Origin of the sequence: Streptomyces sp. DT2A-34 (assembly GCF_030499515.1) — a bacterium.
Taxonomy (GTDB): domain Bacteria; phylum Actinomycetota; class Actinomycetes; order Streptomycetales; family Streptomycetaceae; genus Streptomyces.
Genome location: NZ_JASTWJ010000001.1, coordinates 5,675,488 through 5,692,914, shown reverse-complemented (window position 1 = coordinate 5,692,914; position 17,427 = coordinate 5,675,488). Strand labels below are relative to the sequence as shown.

Genomic DNA, 17,427 nt, shown 5'->3' with positions numbered 1-17,427 from the left:
GCCGCGAACCCGCTTCCCCCTGGCGACGGCCGCCGTCCGGCCCCCTTCCGTGCAGCCGGCACGACGGCCGTCACCGGGCAGAACCAGGCAGCAGCAGGCGATTGCGCTAGGCCGTTCTGGCCGTCCCCGTGCCCTTCTCCGCGTCCAGCGCGTACACGCACCGGTCCTTGCTGCACGCGTACACGACGCCGTCCTTCACGACGGGCGAGCCCGTGATCTCGCCGCCGGTGGCGAGCTTCCATCTCAGGCGGCCGTCGTCGGCCTTGAGGGTGTAGAGCAGGTGGTCGGTGGAGCCGAAGTGGATACGGCCCTCCGCCACCGCCGGTGCGCCCACGATGTCGCCGCCTGCCTGGAAGCGCCACTTCGGCGTCCCGGTGACCGCGTCCAGTGTGTACAGGCCCTTGCCGCTGCCGACGTGGACATGGCCGGCGGCCACCAGGACCGGCTCGACCGAGGAACGGGACTCGGTGGCGATGCGCCAGCGGTCGCGGCCGTCGGTGGCGTCCAGGGCGTAGACCGTGCCGAGGTAGTCGGCCAGGTAGACGCCGCCGCCGGTCACCGCCGGGCCCGGCACGAAGGCCGGCGGGCACAGGAACACCGCCGGGGCCTCGAAGTGCCAGCGGACGTGCCCGCTCGCCGCGTCGACGGCGAGCACGCGGGTGCCGGCCGACACGTACACATGGCCGTCCTGGGCCTGCGCCACCCGTACCGGCACTCCGCCGCAGGAGGCGGCGTCGCCGATGGGGTACGACCAGCGCTCGTCGCCCGTGCGGGCGTCCAGGGCCCGCAGGCGGGCGTCCTTCCAGACGTACACCGTGCCGTCGTACAGCGCGGGGCCCGCCTCGGGGGACTCGAAGTCGGTCTGCGCGCCGGTGATCTCCCACAGCTTCTGGCCGTTCGATGCCTCCCAGGCCTGGACGCCGCCGCCGCGGGTGCCGGTGACGACCGTGCCCCGCTCGGCCTTCAGGGAGTACACCCACGCGTCCGTCTGCAGGCGCCAGAGGTCCGCGCCCTCGCGGCAGTCCAGGGCGAACAGGGTGGGGCCGTCGGAGGCGTGGATACGGCCGTCGGCGACCGCCATCGACCAGGCCACGTCCCGCGTCTTGAAGCGGCGGCGGCCGGTGGCCACATCGAGGGCGTGGACCTCGAAGGAGGTGACGTAGACGAGGTCGTCGGCGACGGAGGGGGTGCCCCAGACGTCGTTCGACATGCGGAAACGCCAGGGGCGCCAGCCGGCCGCCGTCTCCGGGGGAACGGGCGGCGCTGCCGGTACGGCGGGGCCCACGGCGGGGTCCGTGCCGTTGACGCCGGGGTGGGGCCGGGCCCAGGAGGCGACGAGGCCGGCCTCCGGAGGGGGCGCCTTGACGGCGGCGGCGCGGGCGTCGGCGACGCGGGGGCCGGGGCCAATGGGCACCGCGGCGCCGGCCAGGCGTACGGGGCCGGTGTCGGGGGCGCCGACCGCGACGGGCGCGGGCTGCGGGGCCGGGACCACCGGGTCGTGCGAGGGCGGGGGCGGGACGGGCGCGGGCGCGGGGGCGATACGGCCGCCGCTGCGGCCGGAGGACGACGAGGGCTTCGCCGCCGGGCGGCCGCCGCGCCGCGACTCGATCAGGCTCACCGCCCGCTCGGGCAGCCAGGCCGACGCCGTACCGCTGTCGTCGGAGCCGGAGCCGAAGAGGTGGGGGGCCAGCTGGGCCTGGAGGTCGGCGGGGTTGGGGCGGGCGGTCGCCTCCATCTGCATGCAGGACTCGATGAGCGGGCGCAGCTCGTCCGGGAGGCCTTCGAGGTCGGGGCCCTCGCGGAGCAGCATGAAGACGGTCTCGACCGGGTTGGCGCCGTGGAAGGGCGGGTGTCCGGTGGCGGCGAAGACGAGCATCGAGCCGAGCGAGAAGACGTCGCTCGCGCCGGTCACGCTGCGGGAGTCCTTCGCCTGTTCGGGCGACATGTAGGCAGGCGTGCCGACCGCGACGTTCGTCATCGTCAAACGCGTATTCGAGACGCCGGAGGCGATACCGAAGTCGATGACCCTCGGGCCGTCCTCGACGACGAGCACGTTGGACGGCTTGAGGTCGCGGTGGACGAGACCGGCGCCGTGGATGGACTGCAGGGCTTCCGCCACCCCCGCCGCCAGCCAGCGCACCGCCTGGGCCGGGAGCGGCCCGCACTCGTTCACTATCTCTTCGAGGGAGGGCGCGGGGACATACGCGGTGGCCAGCCACGGCACGGCCGCACGCGGGTCGGCGTCGACGACGGCCGCCGTGTAGAAGCCGGAGACCGCCCGTGCCGCCTCCACCTCACGGGTGAAGCGGACACGGAACAGCTGGTCCTCGGCGAGCTCGGTCCGGACCGTCTTGATCGCCACGCGCCGACCGGACGCCGAGCGCGCGAGATAGACCAGCCCCATGCCGCCGGCACCCAGCCGTCCGAGCACCTCGAACGGCCCGATCCTGCGCGGATCGTGCTGCGTCAGCTGATCCACCACTCTGCCTGCCACCTCCCCGTACGAGCCGCGCCACCGACATGTTTACGCGACCCCGTGCAGCGTCTCACCACCGCACCGCCTTGGCGGCACGCACCCTGATTCTTCCTGTCCTGGGGCGTGGTTGCGAACCCAAGGGCGGAACGGGGTGTCTTGGGACAAAACCACACTCCGGCACCCGACGGAAAGCACCGGTTCGCATGTTGGGACGCCGGAGGTAAGAGTGAGGTCAGAAATGAGGTCAGTCCTCCGGCGCTCCTCGGCGTTCCAGCGGCGCGCGTTCCAGCAGCGCGAAGGACGCCCCCTGATTGTCGGTGACCACGGCGACCGTTCCGTACGACGTCTCGAAGGGTGGAACCTGCACCCGCCCGCCGAGCCGGGTCACCTCGGCGAGCATGGCCTCGCAGTTCTCCACCCGGAAGTGGACGACGAAGTGGGGCGGCATCATCGCCGGAAAGACCTCCTCGACGGCCGCACGCCCGAAGTCCGGCTTGGCGTCCGGCCCGAACAGGGCGTCGGCGAAGAGCCCGCCGTAGAAGTCGTTGGCGACCTCGGTGTCCCGGGCGTACAGCTCGGCCCAGCCGAAGCTGCCGACCTCGTGCCGGCGCCCGAAGCCCGGGTGCTCGCCCGCCTGCCACAGCCCGAAGACGGCGCCCTCGGGGTCGGTGACCAGGGCGACCGCCCCGAGGCCCTCCCCCACCGCCACGGGCGCGGTGATGACCTGCCCCCCGGCCGCACGGACCCGCCGGACCAGCTCCTGGGCGTCCGGGGTCGCGAAATACACCGTCCACACGGTGGGCATCCGCCCGTCCGTCTTGCGCGAGAGCGAGGCGACGGGCTCGCCGTCCAGCCGGGCGAGGGCGGTGGAGTCGAAGGCCTCCTCGAAGTCCCACCCGAAGAGCTCACCGTAGAACCGCTTGCCCGCCTCCACATCGGGAAGCTGCGCGTCCACCCAGCACGGAACGCCCTCGGAGTATTCCGTTCCGTATGCGGATGCCCTGTTTTCGGCCATGCGGCCAAAGTAACGGCGTCTTACGCACCGCGCAGACCAGGCACACCAGCCTCGGCATCCCCGTGCACCCCATTTGCAGTCGGCCGAATCGCGCCCCGATCACGCCTCGGTAAGCTGACGACATGACAGGACAAGTGCGTACCGTCGACGGCCGCGTGGCCGGTCGGCGTGGGCAGGCGACCCGGCAGAAGCTGCTCGACTGCCTCAGCGAGATGCTCAGCTCCTCCCCCTACCGGGACGTCAAAGTCATCGATGTCGCCCGGAAGGCGGGGACTTCACCCGCGACCTTCTACCAGTACTTCCCGGACGTCGAGGGCGCCGTCCTGGAGATCGCCGAGCAAATGGCCACCGAGGGCGCCGGGTTGACCGAACTCGTGGAGGGCCGCAGCTGGGTCGGCAAGGCCGGCTGGCAGACGGCCCAGGAACTCGTCGACGGATTCCTGGAGTTCTGGCGCAAGAACGACGCGATCCTCCGCGTCGTCGACCTTGGCGCGTCCGAGGGCGACAAACGGTTCTACAAAATCCGCATGAAGATCCTGAACTCCGTCAACAACTCCCTGGCGGACGCGGTCAGTCAGCTGCAGGCCAAGGGCAAGATCGACAAGGACGTCAACCCTGCCGCGGTCGCGGGTTCGATCGTCGCGATGCTCGCGGCGGTGGCCTCGCACCAGAAGGGCTTCCAGACGTGGGGCGTCAAGCAGGCTGAACTCAAGCCGAATCTCGCCCTGTTGGTGCACCTGGGCGTGACCGGCAAGAAGCCGACGAAGTAGTCACGTCCAGCTCAAGTCCTGTCTGGCAGGCGGCGGCTCACCCGACGTGAGCCGCCGCCTGCCGTGCTATGCGGGCAGCGGACGGTCCCGTACGACGTGCTTCATCACCAGCGTCGACGTCAGCCGCTGCACCCCCGGCAGCGTGGCCAGCCGCTCGTCGTACAGCCGCTGGAAGGCGGCGAGGTCGGCGGTGGCCACCCGTAGCAGGTAGTCGGGCTCACCGAACAGCCTTTGCGCGTCCAGGACATGAGGGATGTCCGCGATCGCCCGCTCGAACCCCGCGACCGTGTCCCGGTCCTCCTGCCGCATGGACACGAAGACCAGCGCCTCGAAGGTCAGCCCCACAGCCGCCGGGTCCACGACGGCCCGGTACCCGCTGATGGCTCCGACCCGCTCCAGCTCCCGCAGCCGCCGGTGGCACGGCGAGACGCTGAGCCGCACCCGCGCGGCCAGCTCGGTCACGGTCAACCGCCCGTCCTGCTGAAGCTCGGCAAGAATCTTTCTGTCCACGTCGTCCATGAGGCAGATCTTCCCTCATAACCGCTGGTTACGGGAAAACATCGACAACACTTTCGGACCATCCCCGCCTAATCTCGCCACCATGGACTCCGGACTGCTCATTTCCTTCCTCGCCATCGACCTGCTGCTCGTCTGCGTGCCGGGCGCCGACTGGGCGTACGCGATCTCTGCCGGGCTGCGCGACCGCTCGCCGGTGATGGCGGTGGCGGGCCTGGTCAGCGGGTACGCGCTGCACACGGTGCTCGCGGTGGCGGGTCTGGCGGTGCTGGTGGCGGGCGAACCGGGTCTGCTGACCGCGCTGACGGTGGCGGGTGCCGCGTACCTGGTGTGGCTGGGCTGGAGCGTGCTGCGTCGGCCGGGCACGCCGGGGGCGGCCGAGGAGGCCGTGGCCACCCGCCCGGCCCGGGTCTTTCTGCGCGGCGCCACGATCAGCGGCCTGAACCCCAAGGGCCTGCTGCTCTACCTGTCCGTGCTGCCGCAGTTCCTCGTGCCGAAGGGCGAGCACCTGCCCGTCCCCGCCCAGACCGCCGTACTCGGACTGCTCCACATGGCGTGCTGCGCCGCCGTCTATCTGACGGTGGGCCTCGCGGCCCGCGCGGTCCTCGGCGCCCGCCCGGCGGCGGCCCGGGCGGTCACCCGCACGTCCGGGGCGGCCATGCTGGGCATCGGCGCGTTCCTCCTCGTACAGCGTCTGGCGACGCTCTGACCTGCGCCGCCCTGACCTGCGCCGCTATGCCCTGCGCCGCTAGGACCTGCGGACGACCCTGAAGAGCCGGATCTCCCGCTCCACCCGGGCCTGATACGTCGCATACGGCGGCCAGAAGGCCAGCACCGCCTTCCATACGGCCGCCCGCTCCTCCCCCTCCAGCAGCCGGGCCGTGACAGGGATGTCCCGGCCCTTCCAGCTGACCTCGGCATCCGGATGGGCCAGCAGGTTCGCGGTCCAGGCGGGGTGTCCGGTGCGCCCGAAGTTGGAGCCGACGAGGATCCAGCCGCGGCCGTCCTCCTCGGGCATGCAGGCGAGCGGCGTACGGCGGGGCAGCCCGCTGCGGGCGCCGGTCGAGGTCAGGATCACGCCGGGCAGCATCTGGGCGCTGAGCAGCACCTTTCCGCGGGTGAGGCGGTGGACGGCCCGGTCGAGCGCGGGGATGACATGGGGGGCGGCCTTGGCGAAGGCCCGCGTCGAGGACACCTTCTGCACCACGCGTGCGCCGATCACACCACCACCTCCTGGGCGTCGAAGAGCCGCGCGGTGTCGGCGGCGTGCGCCCGCAGCCGATGCACCGGCCCGAAGAGCAGCTCGTCGCCGGCGGCCCGCTTGAAGTACAGGTGAGCCTCGTGCTCCCAGGTGAAACCGATGCCGCCGTGGAGCTGGATGCCTTCGGCGGAGGCGGTGCGGAGGGCTTCCAGCGATTGGGCGAGGGCGAGTGCCGCGATGTGTCGTGTTTCGTCTGCGGGTTCGTTGTGGCTGGTCGCGCAGTTCCCCGCGCCCCTTGAGGGCGTTGCAGCCCAGGCCGCGTAATAAGCCGCCGATTTTGCCGCCTGCACCACCACATATACGTCCGCCAGTCGGTGCTTCACCGCCTGGAACGAGCCGATCGGGCGGCCGAACTGTTCCCGTTGTCTGAGGTACTGCACGGTCGCCTCCAGCGCCCGGTCGGCGGCCCCTACGGCCTCGCAGGCCAGGACGGCGGCGACTATGTTGCCGGCGTCGGCGAGGGCACCCAGGACGTCCGCGTCCTCCTCACCCAGCAACTCTGCCTCCACATCGCGCAGTTGCACCCGCCCCTGCGGCCGCGTGGCGTCCAGCGCGGTCTGCCGCACCCGTACGACCCCTGCCGCATCCCCCGGCACCAGGAACAGCAGCGTCCGTGACCGGGCGAACCCCCCGGCGTGCGCGGCGACCACCAGGAGCCCCGCGCTGTGCCCGTCCAGCACCTGGTCGACCTGCCCGTACAGCCGCCAGCCGCCCTCCACCCGCCGTGCCTGCACGCCCCCGGCGCGCCCGCCGCCGGCCCAGTCGCCGCCGCCGGGGCCGGTGAGGGCGAGGGCGGTGGCGAGGGCGGTGCCGGGGACGGCGAGGGCGGCGGTGAGGGTGCCGGCGGCGATGCGGGGCAGCAGTTCGGCGCGCTGGGTCTCGGTGCCGAGGGCGGTGATCAGCGGTGCGGTGAGGACGGCGGTGGCCAGCAACGGGGAGGGGCAGAGCGCCCGCCCTGCCTCCTCGCCGGCCAGGGCGAGTTCGGTCGCCGAGCAGCCGACACCGCCGTATGCCTCGGGCAGGGCGAGTCCGGGCAGGCCGAGCTGTTCGGCGAGGGCGGTCCACAGGGCGGGGTCGTGGCCGGCGGGGGTGTCGAGGGCCGCGCGCAGCTCTCGGGGGCCGCAGCGGCTGCGGAGCAGTTCGCGGAGGGTGCGGCGGATCTCGTCCTGCTCGGGAGTGAGGCTGGCGTCCATGGCTCTTCCCTCCGTATCTGACGGGCCGTCATATTAGGAGGGCCGCAACGAGATGCACAGAGGTTGGAGGCCTCGCATGACTCCCGGGAACCGGAAAGTCGCCGTCGTGGGCGTGGCCCTCTCCGACTGCGGTCGGGTGGATGACGCGACCCCGTACGCCCTGCACGCCCAGGCGGCCCGCCGCGCCCTGGCCGACGCGGGGCTCGGCCGGGAGGTGGTGGACGGCTTCGCCTCCGCCGGGCTCGGCACCCTCGCGCCCGTCGAGGTGGCCGAGTACCTGGGCCTGCGTCCCACCTGGGTCGACTCCACCTCCGTCGGCGGCTCGACCTGGGAGGTCATGGCGGCCCACGCGGCGGACGCGATAGCGAGGGGGCACGCGAACGCCGTACTCCTCGTCTACGGCTCCACGGCCCGCGCCGACATCAAGGCGGGGCGGCGGACGGGCAACCTGTCCTTCGGCGCCCGGGGGCCCTTGCAGTTCGAGGTCCCCTACGGCCACACGCTCATCGCCAAGTACGCCATGGCCGCCCGCCGCCACATGATCGAACATGGCACGACGATCGAGCAGTTGGCCTCCGTCGCAGTCCAGGCACGGGCCAACGCGGCCCTGAACCCCGAGGCCATGTTCCGCGACCCGATCACGGTCGACGACGTCCTGTCCGGCCCGATGATCGCCGACCCCTTCACCAAGCTGCACTGCTGCATCCGCTCCGACGGCGGGGCGGCGGTGCTGCTGGCCGCCGAGGAGTTCGTACGGGACTGCCGTACGGCACCGGTGTGGGTGCTCGGCGCCGGGGAGCACGTCTCGCACGCCGCGATGTCCGAGTGGCCCGACTTCACGGTCGGCCCGGCGGCGGTCAGCGGGCGGCTCGCCTTCGAGCGGGCCGGGGTGCGGCCGCAGGAGATCGACTTCGCGGAGATCTACGACGCCTTCACCTACATGACCCTGGTGACCCTGGAGGACCTCGGCTTCTGCGGGAAGGGCGAGGGCGGGGCGTTCGTGGAGAAGGGGCGGCTGCTGGTGCGGGGCGGGGAGCTGCCGGTCAACACGGACGGGGGCGGGCTGTCGGCCCAACATCCCGGGATGCGGGGGCTGTTCCTTCTGGTGGAGGCGGTGCGGCAGTTGCGGGGGGAGGGCGGGGATCGTCAAGTGCGGGGACAGGGAGGGGAGTTGCCGCGGTTGGCGGTCGCTTCGGCGACCGGGGGATGGTTCTGCTCGTCGGGGACGTTGGTGCTGGGGAGGGATTGAGATTGAGACTGTCGAGAGCACATCGAGAGGAAACAGGCATGGCCCTGACCCGCGAACAGCGTGAACAGTTCCTGTCCGAGCCCCACATCGCCGCGCTTGCCGTCGACGCGGGTGCGGGACGCGCCCCGCTCACCGTGCCGATCTGGTACCAGTACGAGCCCGGCGGCGACGTATGGATCCTGACCGGGCCCGACTCCCGGAAGAACCAGCTGATCCAGGCGGCGGGCCGGTTCTCGCTGATGGTCGACCGGCTCGAACCGACCCTCCGGTACGTGTCGGTGGAGGGACCGGTCGTCGAGACGACCACCGGCACCGTCGAGCAGCTCCGGGAAATGTCGGCTCGCTACTTGCCGGCCGAGACGGTCGACTCCTACGTGGAGTTCTCCCTGAAGAACCACGGCGAGAGTGTGCTCATCCGGATGAGGCCCGAGCGCTGGGTGTCGTCCGACCTGGGTTCCGTGTCCGACTACGCTCCGGAGCATGCCGGATCTTCATGAGTTGCTGAGGTCGCTGCGGGTGTGGGACTCGGCGGTCACCGAGTTGCCGGACTTCGACCCGGCCACCGCACCCGCCGACCCGCTCGCCCTCTTCACGACCTGGTTCGCGCAGGCCGTCGCGGCGGGGCAGGTGGAGCCCCCCACGATGTCCCTCGCCACGACGGACGAGGAGGGCCTGCCGGACGTACGGACGGTGATGCTGCACGGCGCCGACGCCTCCGGCTGGTCCTTCGCGACGCACAGCGACAGCCGCAAGGGCCGCCAGCTCGCCGCCCGCCCCTACGCGGCCCTCGGCTTCTACTGGCCGGCACAGGGCCGCCAGGTGCGGCTGAGGGGCCCGGTGACGAACGCCCCGTCCGCCGAGTCCCAAGCCGACCTGCACGCCCGCTCGACCGGCGCCCTGGCGGCCGCCCTGACCGGCCACCAGAGCCAAGTCCTCGGCTCGCTGGACGAGCTGGCGCACACGTCGGATGCGGCCTGGGAACGGGCCCGGCGCGAGCCGGACGCTCCGGTCCCCACCTGGACGCTGTACCACCTGCGCCCGCAGCAGGTGGAGTTCTTCCAGGGGGACGCCCGGCGACGGCATGTGCGGCTCAACTATCGGCGTATCGAGGGCGGTTGGGCCAAGGAGCTGCTCTGGCCTTGATGGGCTGATGCGCTGATGCGCTGATGCGCTGATGCGCTGATGCGCTGATGGGGCAAGCCGTACCGGCTTGGCTAGAAGCCCCGCGTGCCCCGAGTGCCGCGGAAGTCGTACGCCGTGAAGTCCGCCACCGGCCGGTACCCGATGCGCTGGTAGAGGCTGTTGCTCGTCTGGTTGGCCAGGTCCGTGAAGAGCAGCACCTCACGTACCCCCGAGGCGAGCACGGCCCTGCTGACCTGTGCGGTGACGGCGCCCGCGTAGCCGCGTCCGCGCAGGTGGGCCGGGGTGTAGACGGGGGCGACCCGGACCTGGCCGGCGACCACCGGGGTCACGCCGGCCATGGCGAGGGGCGTGCCGTCCTCGCTCTCCCAGAACGTGACGCCTCCGTAGGCGATCCGCGAGTCGGCCCATGCGGCGGCGTCACGGGCGGCATGGTCGCCCACGGCCTCGCCGAACTCGCGGTACCAGCGCACCAGTTGCTCCCGGTCTTCCTTGCCCGCCACCCGTGCCCGGCCTGCGGGAAGAGGCTGCGGGGCGGTCAGGTTGCCGAGCCGGTACAGGCGTTGGCGCTGGCTGACCGTGCATCTGGCGCCCGCCTGCCGGCGCCAGGCGGTGGCGAAGGCCTCGGCGGTCTCGTGGGCCGCGACGACGCCGGGGACCGGGTGGCCGAGGGCGACCAGGTGGGCGGCGAGGGACTCGGCCTCCTCGGCGGTGAGGGGGGTGACGTTCAGCCGGAAGGGCGGGGTGCGGAAGTAGGCGGCCCGCACCTGCCCGCCCAGCTCCAGTACGCCGAAGACGGGTGCCTCGTCGCCGTACGCGTGCGCGCCGCTCCTGCGCAGCGTCTCGGTCACCGTCAGGGCGACGGTGTGCAGATCGGGGCGTGAGCGCAGGAAGCCACCGGCATGGGAGAGGAAACCGGTGAGGTCCTGGGTGCAGTACCAGTCGTCCGGGCGCATACCTCATGATCCCGCGCCGGGGCGGTGGTTGTGCACCCTTTTCCGCCGTGGACACGAAGCCGACACAAGACCCCACTCCCAGGCGGGGGTTGAGGGTAGAGGGGTTCACCGGTCCACACGCCCATAGGTTGACGACCGGGTGCGTCGGGGCCTACACCTCGACGTCCGGATCAGCCGCCAGCCGCGTGTGCAGATGCGTGTCCCGGTGCACGTCATGCCGCGCCGCCTGAGGTATGCCTCCTGTCGGTTCCCTGAATTTCCTCTGGGCCAATCCGCCCGGCAGGATCAGGGCCCATGAGGATTCTGGTGCTGGGTGGTACATGGTTCCTGGGCAAAGAGCTGGTCGTCGGCGCGCTGGCGCGTGGGTGGGATGTGACGACGTTCAACCGTGGCCGTTCGGGACCCGATGTCGTCGGCGTCGACGCGGTGCATGGTGACCGGACCGACCCGGAAGACCTTCAGCGGCTGGCTGGACACGGTCCGTGGGATGCCGTGGTGGACACGTCCAGCTCAGAACTTCCGCCCCGTGACGTTCTCCTGGCCACACGTGCTCTGGCCGGTCAGGCGGCTCGGTGGGTGCACATCTCCACGGTGTCCGTGTACGAGGGCTGGCCCCACCACCCCCTCACAGAGGAATCGCCGCTTCTCGACTGTCCTGCGGACGCCGACGAAACGTTCGGCTACACCGGTAAGGACGGCTCGCCGACGAAGTACGGGTTCCAGAAGGCGGGGGGAGAGCGGGCCGTGTCCGAAGCGCTCGGCGACCGGGCGGTGTTCCTGCGGCCCGGGGTGATCCTCGGCCCCGGCGAGTACGTCGGGCGCCTGCCCTGGTGGCTTACCCGTGCCGAGCGTGGCGGCCGGATCCTCGCGCCGTCTCCGAGCCAGCGGCGGATCCAGCCGGTCGACGTCCGCGACGTGGCCGCCTTCGCCCTGGACCAGGCTGCCGATACGAACGCCGGTGGGGCCTTCAACGTCGCCCACCCCGACGGACTGACGTTCGCCGAGTTCGTGACCGCGTGTCTGACCGTGACAAGCGGCGCAGGGCGGCCCGTGTGGACAGCGCCAGAGGACCTCACCCGCCACGGCGTCAAGCAATGGACGGAATTCCCGCTGTGGCGCACGCACGCCGGGGTGTGGGCCGTCGCCCCCTCTCGGGCCGTGACTGCCGGTCTGCGCTGTCGCCCGCTGACCGAGACGATCGCCGACACCTGGACGTGGATTCAGGCCGACGGGCGCCCCATCGAACATCCACGGTGGGCCGAACACGGCATCGCCCCCGAGAAGGAGGCCAAGATCCTGGCGTCTCTCCCGGGGGCCGGCTGACAGACGCCGGTCAGGCCTCCAGGGCGGCCAGCGGGCCGAAGCCGGTTCCGAGCTGATGCTGTGCGGACAGGCGGGTGAAGTCCTCGATCCGCTCGCCAAGTTCTCCGGCAAGCGGGGCACCCCGGAACGGCTCGCCGGTCAGCGCGCGCCGCACCCGAGAGGTGCGGGTCAGCAGTCCGGTGGCGCGCTGGTCGCGCGGCACGATCCACACCCGTTCGAGGGCGTCGGCCGCGCCGTCGAGGTCACCGCGCAGCAGCCGAGCGGCGGCCAGATCCGCACCTGCCCCACCGACCACGCGGGCTGAGCGCTGCTGCGCCGGTCGCTGGGCCGCAAGCTCCAGTGCCCTCGTCGCGGCGGTCTCGGCCTGGTCCCCGTCACCGAGCAGCAGGCACGTCGAACTGTTCGACATGGCGAGGCGTTCGGCGGAGAAGCCGAACTCTCCGGCCACCCCGTCATGGAGGTCGTCTGTCGCCCCCGGCCGGTCGAGCTGCGAGGCGTCCAACGCCCGCTGTGCGGAGGCGGCATCACCGAGGTACCCGAACGCGCGGGCCTCGATCGCCGCGAGCCTGCGCCGCGCCACATCCCCGAGGCCCGTGAACATCTGGGCCTGCCGCGCCAGCCTCGCGGCCTCCGCAGGCTGATTCGAGAAGTACGCGATGTACGCCAGCGTCCCGCCGGCGAACCCGCGCAGCGGATCGAACCGCGCCGTCTCCCCATACAGAGCCGCCGAACGGCACAAGCGCTTCGCCCCGTCCAGTGACCCCAGGTCGAATGCGGCCGTGGCCAGCAGCGCGCACGCCTGGCCGGCCACGATCAGCAACTCTCGTGATTGCGCCGGGACTTGCGTCCGGCCGCGCTGAGTCTCGGCCTCCTCACGCAGCCGCCGCGCCTGCTGGAACACGTCGAAAGGCGACGTGCTGCTGTACGTGCGCGCCAGCGTGGCCACGTCGTCCCGCAGTTGGTCAAGGGTCGTATCCGAGATGGCAGCGGCGGCAGCCTCGGCGGCCTCGCTCTGGGCGTCATGTGCAGTCATCAGAATTTCGTCTTCCAGGTTGAACGCGGGTGCGGGTGCAACGGAGGGAGGCGCATCAAACAGCGCTGCCGCATCGACCCCGAACATGTGCTCCAGCGCCGTGCACGCCTCGGCGCCTGGAAGGGTCTGGACCCGACCGGCCGTCCAGCGCCGGAACTGCGCCTCGGACACCGTCAGATTCCGGGACCCTTCATCGAGTGCCTGAGCTGCCGCGCGGCGGAAGGCACGCTCGAAGTCCACATAGCGCCAACGCCGTTGATCCACTAAAACCTTCAGCAGCGTCCGAGCCGTCGTACTCATGTCGCTCCCTGGTCTGCCGTCGCGCTCGCGCCGGCGTTTCCCTCACTGGAAGGGGACCCGCCAACGCCCCGGCAGCGCAACACCCCCACCGCACATGACACGTTGACGCTACCCTCACGCCACGTTGGTCACCTGAAAGCGCACCGGATGAGACCCGGTACGGCATGGCGACGCCACCCGGAACGGGCGGAATCTGTCCGTCGTCGCTCGACGCTCCGTAATCCGTACGTACCTGCCCGGAGCCCGACGGCATACGGCCCCGCCGCCCCTTCATCCGAGGGCAGCCGGGGCGCCGACCGCGACCGCTAGGGCGAGGCAGACGACCCATGACGACGCGAACCACCCCCACATCCGCAGCCGGTGAACTCGTGGACGCCCCCTTGAGCCATTTGAAGAGACTGAGCGGCCGACAGCGCGAGGGGACCTCGTGCTGCTGGTGCAGCGGCACCCCGGACCGCCGGTCTCCCGTCCGGATACTCCGTCTGACCGGTGTCCGCCTGTACGCGTGCACCCCGTGCGCGGGCATGTACGGCGTGCAGGAGGCAGCCTCGTGATCCTGATCGCTCCCGACCTCAGGCCCACCCCGCACACGGTGCCGACCTACACGCAGACGCTGTCCCTGGTGACCTCCTCTGCTGCCTTAGCCCGTCTGTCGACGCGCACCACACTCAGGTGCTGGTCGCTCGACGAACTGGCCGATGATGCCGAGCTGATCGTGTCGGAGCTGGTGACCAACGCCGTACGGCATGCACGCCCACCGGCAGCGACTCGGGATGAGCCGGGCCGGTGCAGGCTGACGCTAGAGCACCCGGAGCCGGACAGGCTCCGGGTGTGGGTCACGGACACCTCATCGCGTCCCGTCGTACGACGCGAGCCGGGCGACGGTGAAGAGGGCGGCCGCGGCCTGAACATGGTGGACGCCCTTGCCACAGCGTGGGACGTCTTCGCGATGCGCGGCGGCGGGAAAGCGGTCTGGGCCGAGCTGAAGGCGTCCTCGTGATCCTCGACTGGATCGACAAGGCCCTCGAAGAAGCCAGGGCCACCGGCCGGGGCTGCCTCATTACTCCACCCGCCCCGGCCGGGATCACAACACCATCCGCGCCACCGACGACACGGAGAGGTAGTGACGCGAGCATGCATGACTTGATCGCGAGTCCGTTCCAAGACGATCACCTGGTGCTACGTCCGGGAAGCCCAAAGGCCCTCAAAATCCCCCGCTTGAAGTTCGTGCAGCTCAAGGCGGCCGTCTCCGGCGGCGAACCAGTCCCTGTGTGGCTCGCGGACGCGGTCAGGCGTTCCTGGAAAATCGACCTCGCCGGGCGCCCCGCCGCAGGAACCGTCCTGATTCGCGCCACCGGGCCCTACAAGATCAGCCGGGCCACCTGGGAACTGAACCTCGGCTGTGACTACGACTGCGTGATGTGCTACCTCGGTGAGAAACGGTTCGAGGGCCTGGACATGGCTGGGAAACGACGGCTGCTGGAGGTCATGACCGAAGCGGGGGTCATCTGGCTTCAGATGACCGGCGGCGAACCACTGATCGACCCGGACTTTCCAGCGGCATACCGGTACGCACATGAGCTGGGCATGCAGGTCGAGGTGCTGTCGAACGGATCGCGGCTGCACAAAGATCACGTCCTGGAGCTGCTTGTCGAGCTGCCGCCTTCGAAGATGTCGCTGAGCGTGTACGGCGCGACGGCCGACACGTACGACACCGTGACCCGCAACCGAGGCGCCTTCGAGCGGTTCTCCGCCGGGCTGGACAAGGCCATCGGCGCCGGTCTGAATCTCGATCTGAGCCTGATCATCACGCGGCAGAACGCGCACGAGATCGACGCGATGCGCGTCTGGGCGAAACGGCTCGGGCTGCCGTTCCGCGAGTACGCGAACCTCTCCCCGACTATCCACGGCACCGCCGAACCGCTGCCGTCGCAGTCGCCCGAACACCTCACCAGCAGGGCGCCGTTCACCGGCTGCCCCGCTGGCGTCACGTTCTTCCACGCCGACCCGTTCGGCCGCGGGTCGATCTGCAAGGTCAGCCGCGAACCGAACATCGACCTGATCGCGGAAGGTACGGACGGACTCGCCCGGCTGGGCAGCATCGCCGAGTCCCTGATGCTTCGCACCGGAGGATGCAACGGCTGCAAGCTCTCCGATTCATGTCGGGTGTGCAGGCCGATGGCGAAGGTCTTCCAGGAAGCGAAGGCACCACTGCACCACTACTGCCAGCACGGAATGAAGGAGACAGCATGAACACGCTCCTGCTCGAACTCGGCCCCACCCGGACCGAGGAAACCGACGAGATCGTCCTCATCGACGACGTGGAGACCTACACCGCCGCCGCCGGGACCCTCCCAGGATGCGGCGACGACAACCCTTACAACTGATCCCCACCCGATCCGGGGCTCCGGCGCATCGCGCGCCGGAGCCCCCGCCCTATGTGGAAGGGTGGCCACCATGCCGACCGTGCGCCTGCCCGAGCTTCCCGCCGACGTCCTGGCCCTAGTGGAAGCCAAGTCCGGTTCTGTGATCAAGACGGAGAACCTGAATGCGGGCCTCAACAGCGAGATCGCCGCCCTCATCCACACCACAGACTCGACGATCTTCGTCAAGGGCTTGCGCGAGGAGAACCGACGGGTGTGGACACAGGCGCGCGAGGCGGCCGTCAACCCTCACGTGCGAGGCATCGCCCCGGCCTTGCTGTGGCACATCCAGGCAGGCGGCTGGGACCTCCTCGCGTTTGAGGCAATCCCCGGCAGCCACGCCGACTACGCGCCCGGCTCTTGCGACCTCCCGCTGGTGGCCGACGTAATCGGTCGCCTCTCCACGGTCCAGGCGCCGAACGGCATCACGCGCACCATGCCCGACCGGATGAAGGCACACACCGACGCCCCGGAGCTGTTCGCCGGCGACACTCTCTGTCACACGGACTGGTTCCCCACCAACATTCTGATCACCAACCGCGCCGTGATCGTCGACTGGGCATGGGCCTCCCGAGGAGCAGCATGGATCGACCCCGCTCTGTGGGTCGTGTGGCTCATCAACTACGGGCACACACCGGCCCAGGCCGAGCAGTGGGCCGCCCACATCCCCGCATGGAACACCGCTCCGGCGGAGAGTCTCGACGCCTTCGCCCGCGCCACCGTCAGTGTCTGGGAAAGGATCGCGAACGGCCAGACGGAGCCCTGGGTGCTCGACATGCTGAACGCCGCCCGCACGTGGAGTGCCCACCGCTGACGGCTTTTCCAAGCGTTGGCACAGGCCCAGCAACAACTTCCCGCAGCAGAGCGGCGCTCAACCGGCCTTGATCACCTTGCTGCTGGCCGGAACACCGGCACCCCGTCCCGGAAGACGACCTCCAGCTCCGACCCGGCCCGCAATCGCCCGCCGTCCCCGCACTCCACGACCTCGGTCATCATCCGCGGCCCCTCGGCGAGGTCGACGACGGCGGCGACGTACGGTATCCGCTCGCCGAAGGGCGGCAGGTCGTTGCGGTGCACGACGGACCAGGTGTAGAGGGCGGCCCGGCCACTCGCGGGCTGCCACGCCACGTCCTCGCTCCAGCAGTGGGGGCAGAACTCGCGGGGGTAGTGGTGGGCGCGCCCGCAGGCCCGGCAGCGGCGGACCAGCAGCCGCCCTTCGGCGGCCGCGTCCCAGTACGCGCGCGTGAAGGAGTCGGGTTCCGGGATGTCGTAGCGTCGGCCATCGAAGCGCGGACCGTCCATCAGAACAACCCCAACGCGCTGTCCACCGACCACGACTGCCAAGACATCCCGAACAGCGCGACCAGCGAGATCAGCGCCATCATCGAGTTCTGTCCCTGCTCGGCCCAGTCGTGGATCATCAGGACGAAGTAGAGGCCGTTGAGCAGCAGTCCGCCGACGAGGGCGATCGGGGTCAGGAACCCGAGGACGAGTCCGAGCCCCAGGGCGAGTTCCGCGTACAGGACGACGTACGCCATCGTGCGCGGTCGTGGCGTGACGACGGCCGCGAAGCCGGAACGTACGGCGTTCCAGCGGTGCTTGGCCGCCACGTCCGCCGCCCACGCGATCCCGGACCCCTCGAACCAGCTCTTCTTGTCCTTGTGCCGCCAACTCTCCAGCCACCACAGCCCGAGGCCTATGCGGAGCACGGCCAGCCATTCCGCACCTGTGAGCCAGATCGCGTCCATGGATCTGACGGTACGTCAGGTCTG

19 protein-coding genes are annotated in these 17,427 nt (G+C 70.7%); 10 read left to right on the top strand and 9 right to left on the bottom strand.

Annotated features, from left to right (window positions below):
• Nucleotides 1-106: 106 nt before the first annotated feature.
• Both QQM39_RS25480 and QQM39_RS25475 read right to left on the bottom strand, forming a co-directional pair.
• Nucleotides 107-2,482, bottom strand: a complete 2,376-nt coding sequence (locus QQM39_RS25480) for a PQQ-binding-like beta-propeller repeat protein (RefSeq protein ID WP_301999852.1) — start codon at nt 2,480-2,482, stop codon at nt 107-109.
• Between the two features lie 238 nt (nt 2,483-2,720).
• The gene (locus QQM39_RS25475) at nt 2,721-3,491 is read right to left on the bottom strand and encodes a VOC family protein (RefSeq protein ID WP_301999851.1); all 771 of its coding nucleotides are present in this window, start codon (nt 3,489-3,491) and stop codon (nt 2,721-2,723) included.
• Between the two features lie 134 nt (nt 3,492-3,625).
• On the opposite strand from QQM39_RS25475, the gene QQM39_RS25470 reads away from it, so the two are divergent.
• Nucleotides 3,626-4,261, top strand: coding sequence for a TetR family transcriptional regulator (locus QQM39_RS25470; protein ID WP_302003723.1), 636 nt, complete (start codon nt 3,626-3,628; stop codon nt 4,259-4,261).
• Between the two features lie 66 nt (nt 4,262-4,327).
• On the opposite strand, the gene QQM39_RS25465 is transcribed toward QQM39_RS25470, so the two are convergent.
• Nucleotides 4,328-4,780 carry an Lrp/AsnC family transcriptional regulator gene (locus QQM39_RS25465; RefSeq protein ID WP_128431729.1) on the bottom strand — a complete coding sequence of 151 codons (453 nt, stop codon included), beginning with the start codon at nt 4,778-4,780 and terminating at the stop codon, nt 4,328-4,330.
• An 82-nt stretch (nt 4,781-4,862) separates the two neighbouring features.
• Here QQM39_RS25465 and QQM39_RS25460 point away from each other — a divergent pair, with 82 nt between their 5' ends.
• Nucleotides 4,863-5,486 (top strand): LysE family translocator, encoded by a 624-nt coding sequence (locus QQM39_RS25460; protein WP_301999850.1) that lies wholly within the window; start codon nt 4,863-4,865, stop codon nt 5,484-5,486.
• Nucleotides 5,487-5,525: 39 nt separating this feature from the next.
• On the opposite strand, the gene QQM39_RS25455 is transcribed toward QQM39_RS25460, so the two are convergent.
• The gene (locus QQM39_RS25455) at nt 5,526-5,999 is read right to left on the bottom strand and encodes a nitroreductase family deazaflavin-dependent oxidoreductase (protein ID WP_301999849.1); all 474 of its coding nucleotides are present in this window, start codon (nt 5,997-5,999) and stop codon (nt 5,526-5,528) included.
• Entirely contained in the window at nt 5,996-7,231 is a 1,236-nt protein-coding gene (locus tag QQM39_RS25450) for an acyl-CoA dehydrogenase family protein (RefSeq protein WP_301999848.1), read from the bottom strand. The genes QQM39_RS25455 and QQM39_RS25450 overlap by 4 nt, the downstream gene beginning before the upstream one ends.
• Before the next feature lie 76 nt (nt 7,232-7,307).
• Between QQM39_RS25450 and QQM39_RS25445 the strand changes: the two genes are divergently transcribed.
• Genes QQM39_RS25445 through QQM39_RS25435 form a run of 3 tightly spaced genes read left to right on the top strand, consistent with a single transcriptional unit; the run spans nt 7,308 to nt 9,623 of the window.
• A complete protein-coding gene (locus QQM39_RS25445) occupies nt 7,308-8,480 on the top strand; it encodes an acetyl-CoA acetyltransferase (protein WP_301999847.1) in 1,173 nt (390 codons plus the stop codon).
• Between the two features lie 38 nt (nt 8,481-8,518).
• Complete coding sequence (locus QQM39_RS25440) at nt 8,519-8,977, top strand: pyridoxamine 5'-phosphate oxidase family protein (protein ID WP_301999846.1); 459 nt, start codon at nt 8,519-8,521, stop codon at nt 8,975-8,977.
• Complete coding sequence (locus QQM39_RS25435; protein WP_301999845.1) at nt 8,961-9,623, top strand: pyridoxal 5'-phosphate synthase; 663 nt, start codon at nt 8,961-8,963, stop codon at nt 9,621-9,623. The genes QQM39_RS25440 and QQM39_RS25435 overlap by 17 nt, the downstream gene beginning before the upstream one ends.
• A 71-nt stretch (nt 9,624-9,694) precedes the next feature.
• Here the strand turns inward: QQM39_RS25435 and QQM39_RS25430 are convergent, their stop codons facing one another.
• Entirely contained in the window at nt 9,695-10,576 is an 882-nt protein-coding gene (locus tag QQM39_RS25430) for a GNAT family N-acetyltransferase (protein ID WP_301999844.1), read from the bottom strand.
• A gap of 294 nt (nt 10,577-10,870) precedes the next feature.
• Between QQM39_RS25430 and QQM39_RS25425 the strand changes: the two genes are divergently transcribed.
• Complete coding sequence (locus QQM39_RS25425) at nt 10,871-11,899, top strand: NAD-dependent epimerase/dehydratase family protein (protein ID WP_301999843.1); 1,029 nt, start codon at nt 10,871-10,873, stop codon at nt 11,897-11,899.
• A gap of 10 nt (nt 11,900-11,909) precedes the next feature.
• Here QQM39_RS25425 and QQM39_RS25420 read toward each other — a convergent pair whose 3' ends face one another.
• Nucleotides 11,910-13,232 (bottom strand): DNA-binding protein, encoded by a 1,323-nt coding sequence (locus tag QQM39_RS25420; RefSeq protein WP_301999842.1) that lies wholly within the window; start codon nt 13,230-13,232, stop codon nt 11,910-11,912.
• Nucleotides 13,233-13,782: 550 nt separating this feature from the next.
• Here QQM39_RS25420 and QQM39_RS25415 point away from each other — a divergent pair.
• The 4 genes from QQM39_RS25415 to QQM39_RS25400 all read left to right on the top strand — a co-directional run bounded on the left by QQM39_RS25415 (nt 13,783) and on the right by QQM39_RS25400 (nt 16,469).
• Nucleotides 13,783-14,232, top strand: coding sequence for an ATP-binding protein (locus QQM39_RS25415; protein WP_301999841.1), 450 nt, complete (start codon nt 13,783-13,785; stop codon nt 14,230-14,232).
• Between the two features lie 227 nt (nt 14,233-14,459).
• A complete protein-coding gene (locus QQM39_RS25410; RefSeq protein ID WP_367669702.1) occupies nt 14,460-15,485 on the top strand; it encodes a radical SAM protein in 1,026 nt (341 codons plus the stop codon).
• Nucleotides 15,482-15,619 carry a hypothetical protein gene (locus tag QQM39_RS25405; RefSeq protein WP_301999839.1) on the top strand — a complete coding sequence of 46 codons (138 nt, stop codon included), beginning with the start codon at nt 15,482-15,484 and terminating at the stop codon, nt 15,617-15,619. Before QQM39_RS25410 ends, QQM39_RS25405 begins: the two co-directional genes overlap by 4 nt.
• 70 nt (nt 15,620-15,689) lie before the next feature.
• Nucleotides 15,690-16,469, top strand: coding sequence for an aminoglycoside phosphotransferase (locus tag QQM39_RS25400; protein WP_301999838.1), 780 nt, complete (start codon nt 15,690-15,692; stop codon nt 16,467-16,469).
• A gap of 71 nt (nt 16,470-16,540) precedes the next feature.
• Here the strand turns inward: QQM39_RS25400 and QQM39_RS25395 are convergent, their stop codons facing one another.
• Nucleotides 16,541-16,957, bottom strand: coding sequence for a Zn-ribbon domain-containing OB-fold protein (locus QQM39_RS25395; RefSeq protein WP_301999836.1), 417 nt, complete (start codon nt 16,955-16,957; stop codon nt 16,541-16,543).
• A complete protein-coding gene (locus tag QQM39_RS25390) occupies nt 16,957-17,403 on the bottom strand; it encodes a DoxX family protein (protein ID WP_301999834.1) in 447 nt (148 codons plus the stop codon). Before QQM39_RS25390 ends, QQM39_RS25395 begins: the two co-directional genes overlap by 1 nt.
• Nucleotides 17,404-17,427 lie beyond the last annotated feature (24 nt).

What these genes read in the sequence shown, in the direction of transcription:
- QQM39_RS25400 (WP_301999838.1), top strand. Translation starts at nt 15,690, where the DNA reads ATGCCGACCGTGCGCCTGCCCGAGCTTCCCGCCGACGTCCTGGCCCTA.
- QQM39_RS25445 (WP_301999847.1), top strand. Translation starts at nt 7,308, where the DNA reads ATGACTCCCGGGAACCGGAAAGTCGCCGTCGTGGGCGTGGCCCTCTCC.
- QQM39_RS25460 (WP_301999850.1), top strand. Translation starts at nt 4,863, where the DNA reads ATGGACTCCGGACTGCTCATTTCCTTCCTCGCCATCGACCTGCTGCTC.
- QQM39_RS25450 (WP_301999848.1), bottom strand. Translation starts at nt 7,231, where the DNA reads ATGGACGCCAGCCTCACTCCCGAGCAGGACGAGATCCGCCGCACCCTC.
- QQM39_RS25475 (WP_301999851.1), bottom strand. Translation starts at nt 3,491, where the DNA reads ATGGCCGAAAACAGGGCATCCGCATACGGAACGGAATACTCCGAGGGC.
- QQM39_RS25395 (WP_301999836.1), bottom strand. Translation starts at nt 16,957, where the DNA reads ATGGACGGTCCGCGCTTCGATGGCCGACGCTACGACATCCCGGAACCC.
- QQM39_RS25430 (WP_301999844.1), bottom strand. Translation starts at nt 10,576, where the DNA reads ATGCGCCCGGACGACTGGTACTGCACCCAGGACCTCACCGGTTTCCTC.
- QQM39_RS25405 (WP_301999839.1), top strand. Translation starts at nt 15,482, where the DNA reads ATGAACACGCTCCTGCTCGAACTCGGCCCCACCCGGACCGAGGAAACC.
- QQM39_RS25435 (WP_301999845.1), top strand. Translation starts at nt 8,961, where the DNA reads ATGCCGGATCTTCATGAGTTGCTGAGGTCGCTGCGGGTGTGGGACTCG.
- QQM39_RS25440 (WP_301999846.1), top strand. Translation starts at nt 8,519, where the DNA reads ATGGCCCTGACCCGCGAACAGCGTGAACAGTTCCTGTCCGAGCCCCAC.
- QQM39_RS25390 (WP_301999834.1), bottom strand. Translation starts at nt 17,403, where the DNA reads ATGGACGCGATCTGGCTCACAGGTGCGGAATGGCTGGCCGTGCTCCGC.
- QQM39_RS25420 (WP_301999842.1), bottom strand. Translation starts at nt 13,232, where the DNA reads ATGAGTACGACGGCTCGGACGCTGCTGAAGGTTTTAGTGGATCAACGG.
- QQM39_RS25465 (WP_128431729.1), bottom strand. Translation starts at nt 4,780, where the DNA reads ATGGACGACGTGGACAGAAAGATTCTTGCCGAGCTTCAGCAGGACGGG.
- QQM39_RS25425 (WP_301999843.1), top strand. Translation starts at nt 10,871, where the DNA reads ATGAGGATTCTGGTGCTGGGTGGTACATGGTTCCTGGGCAAAGAGCTG.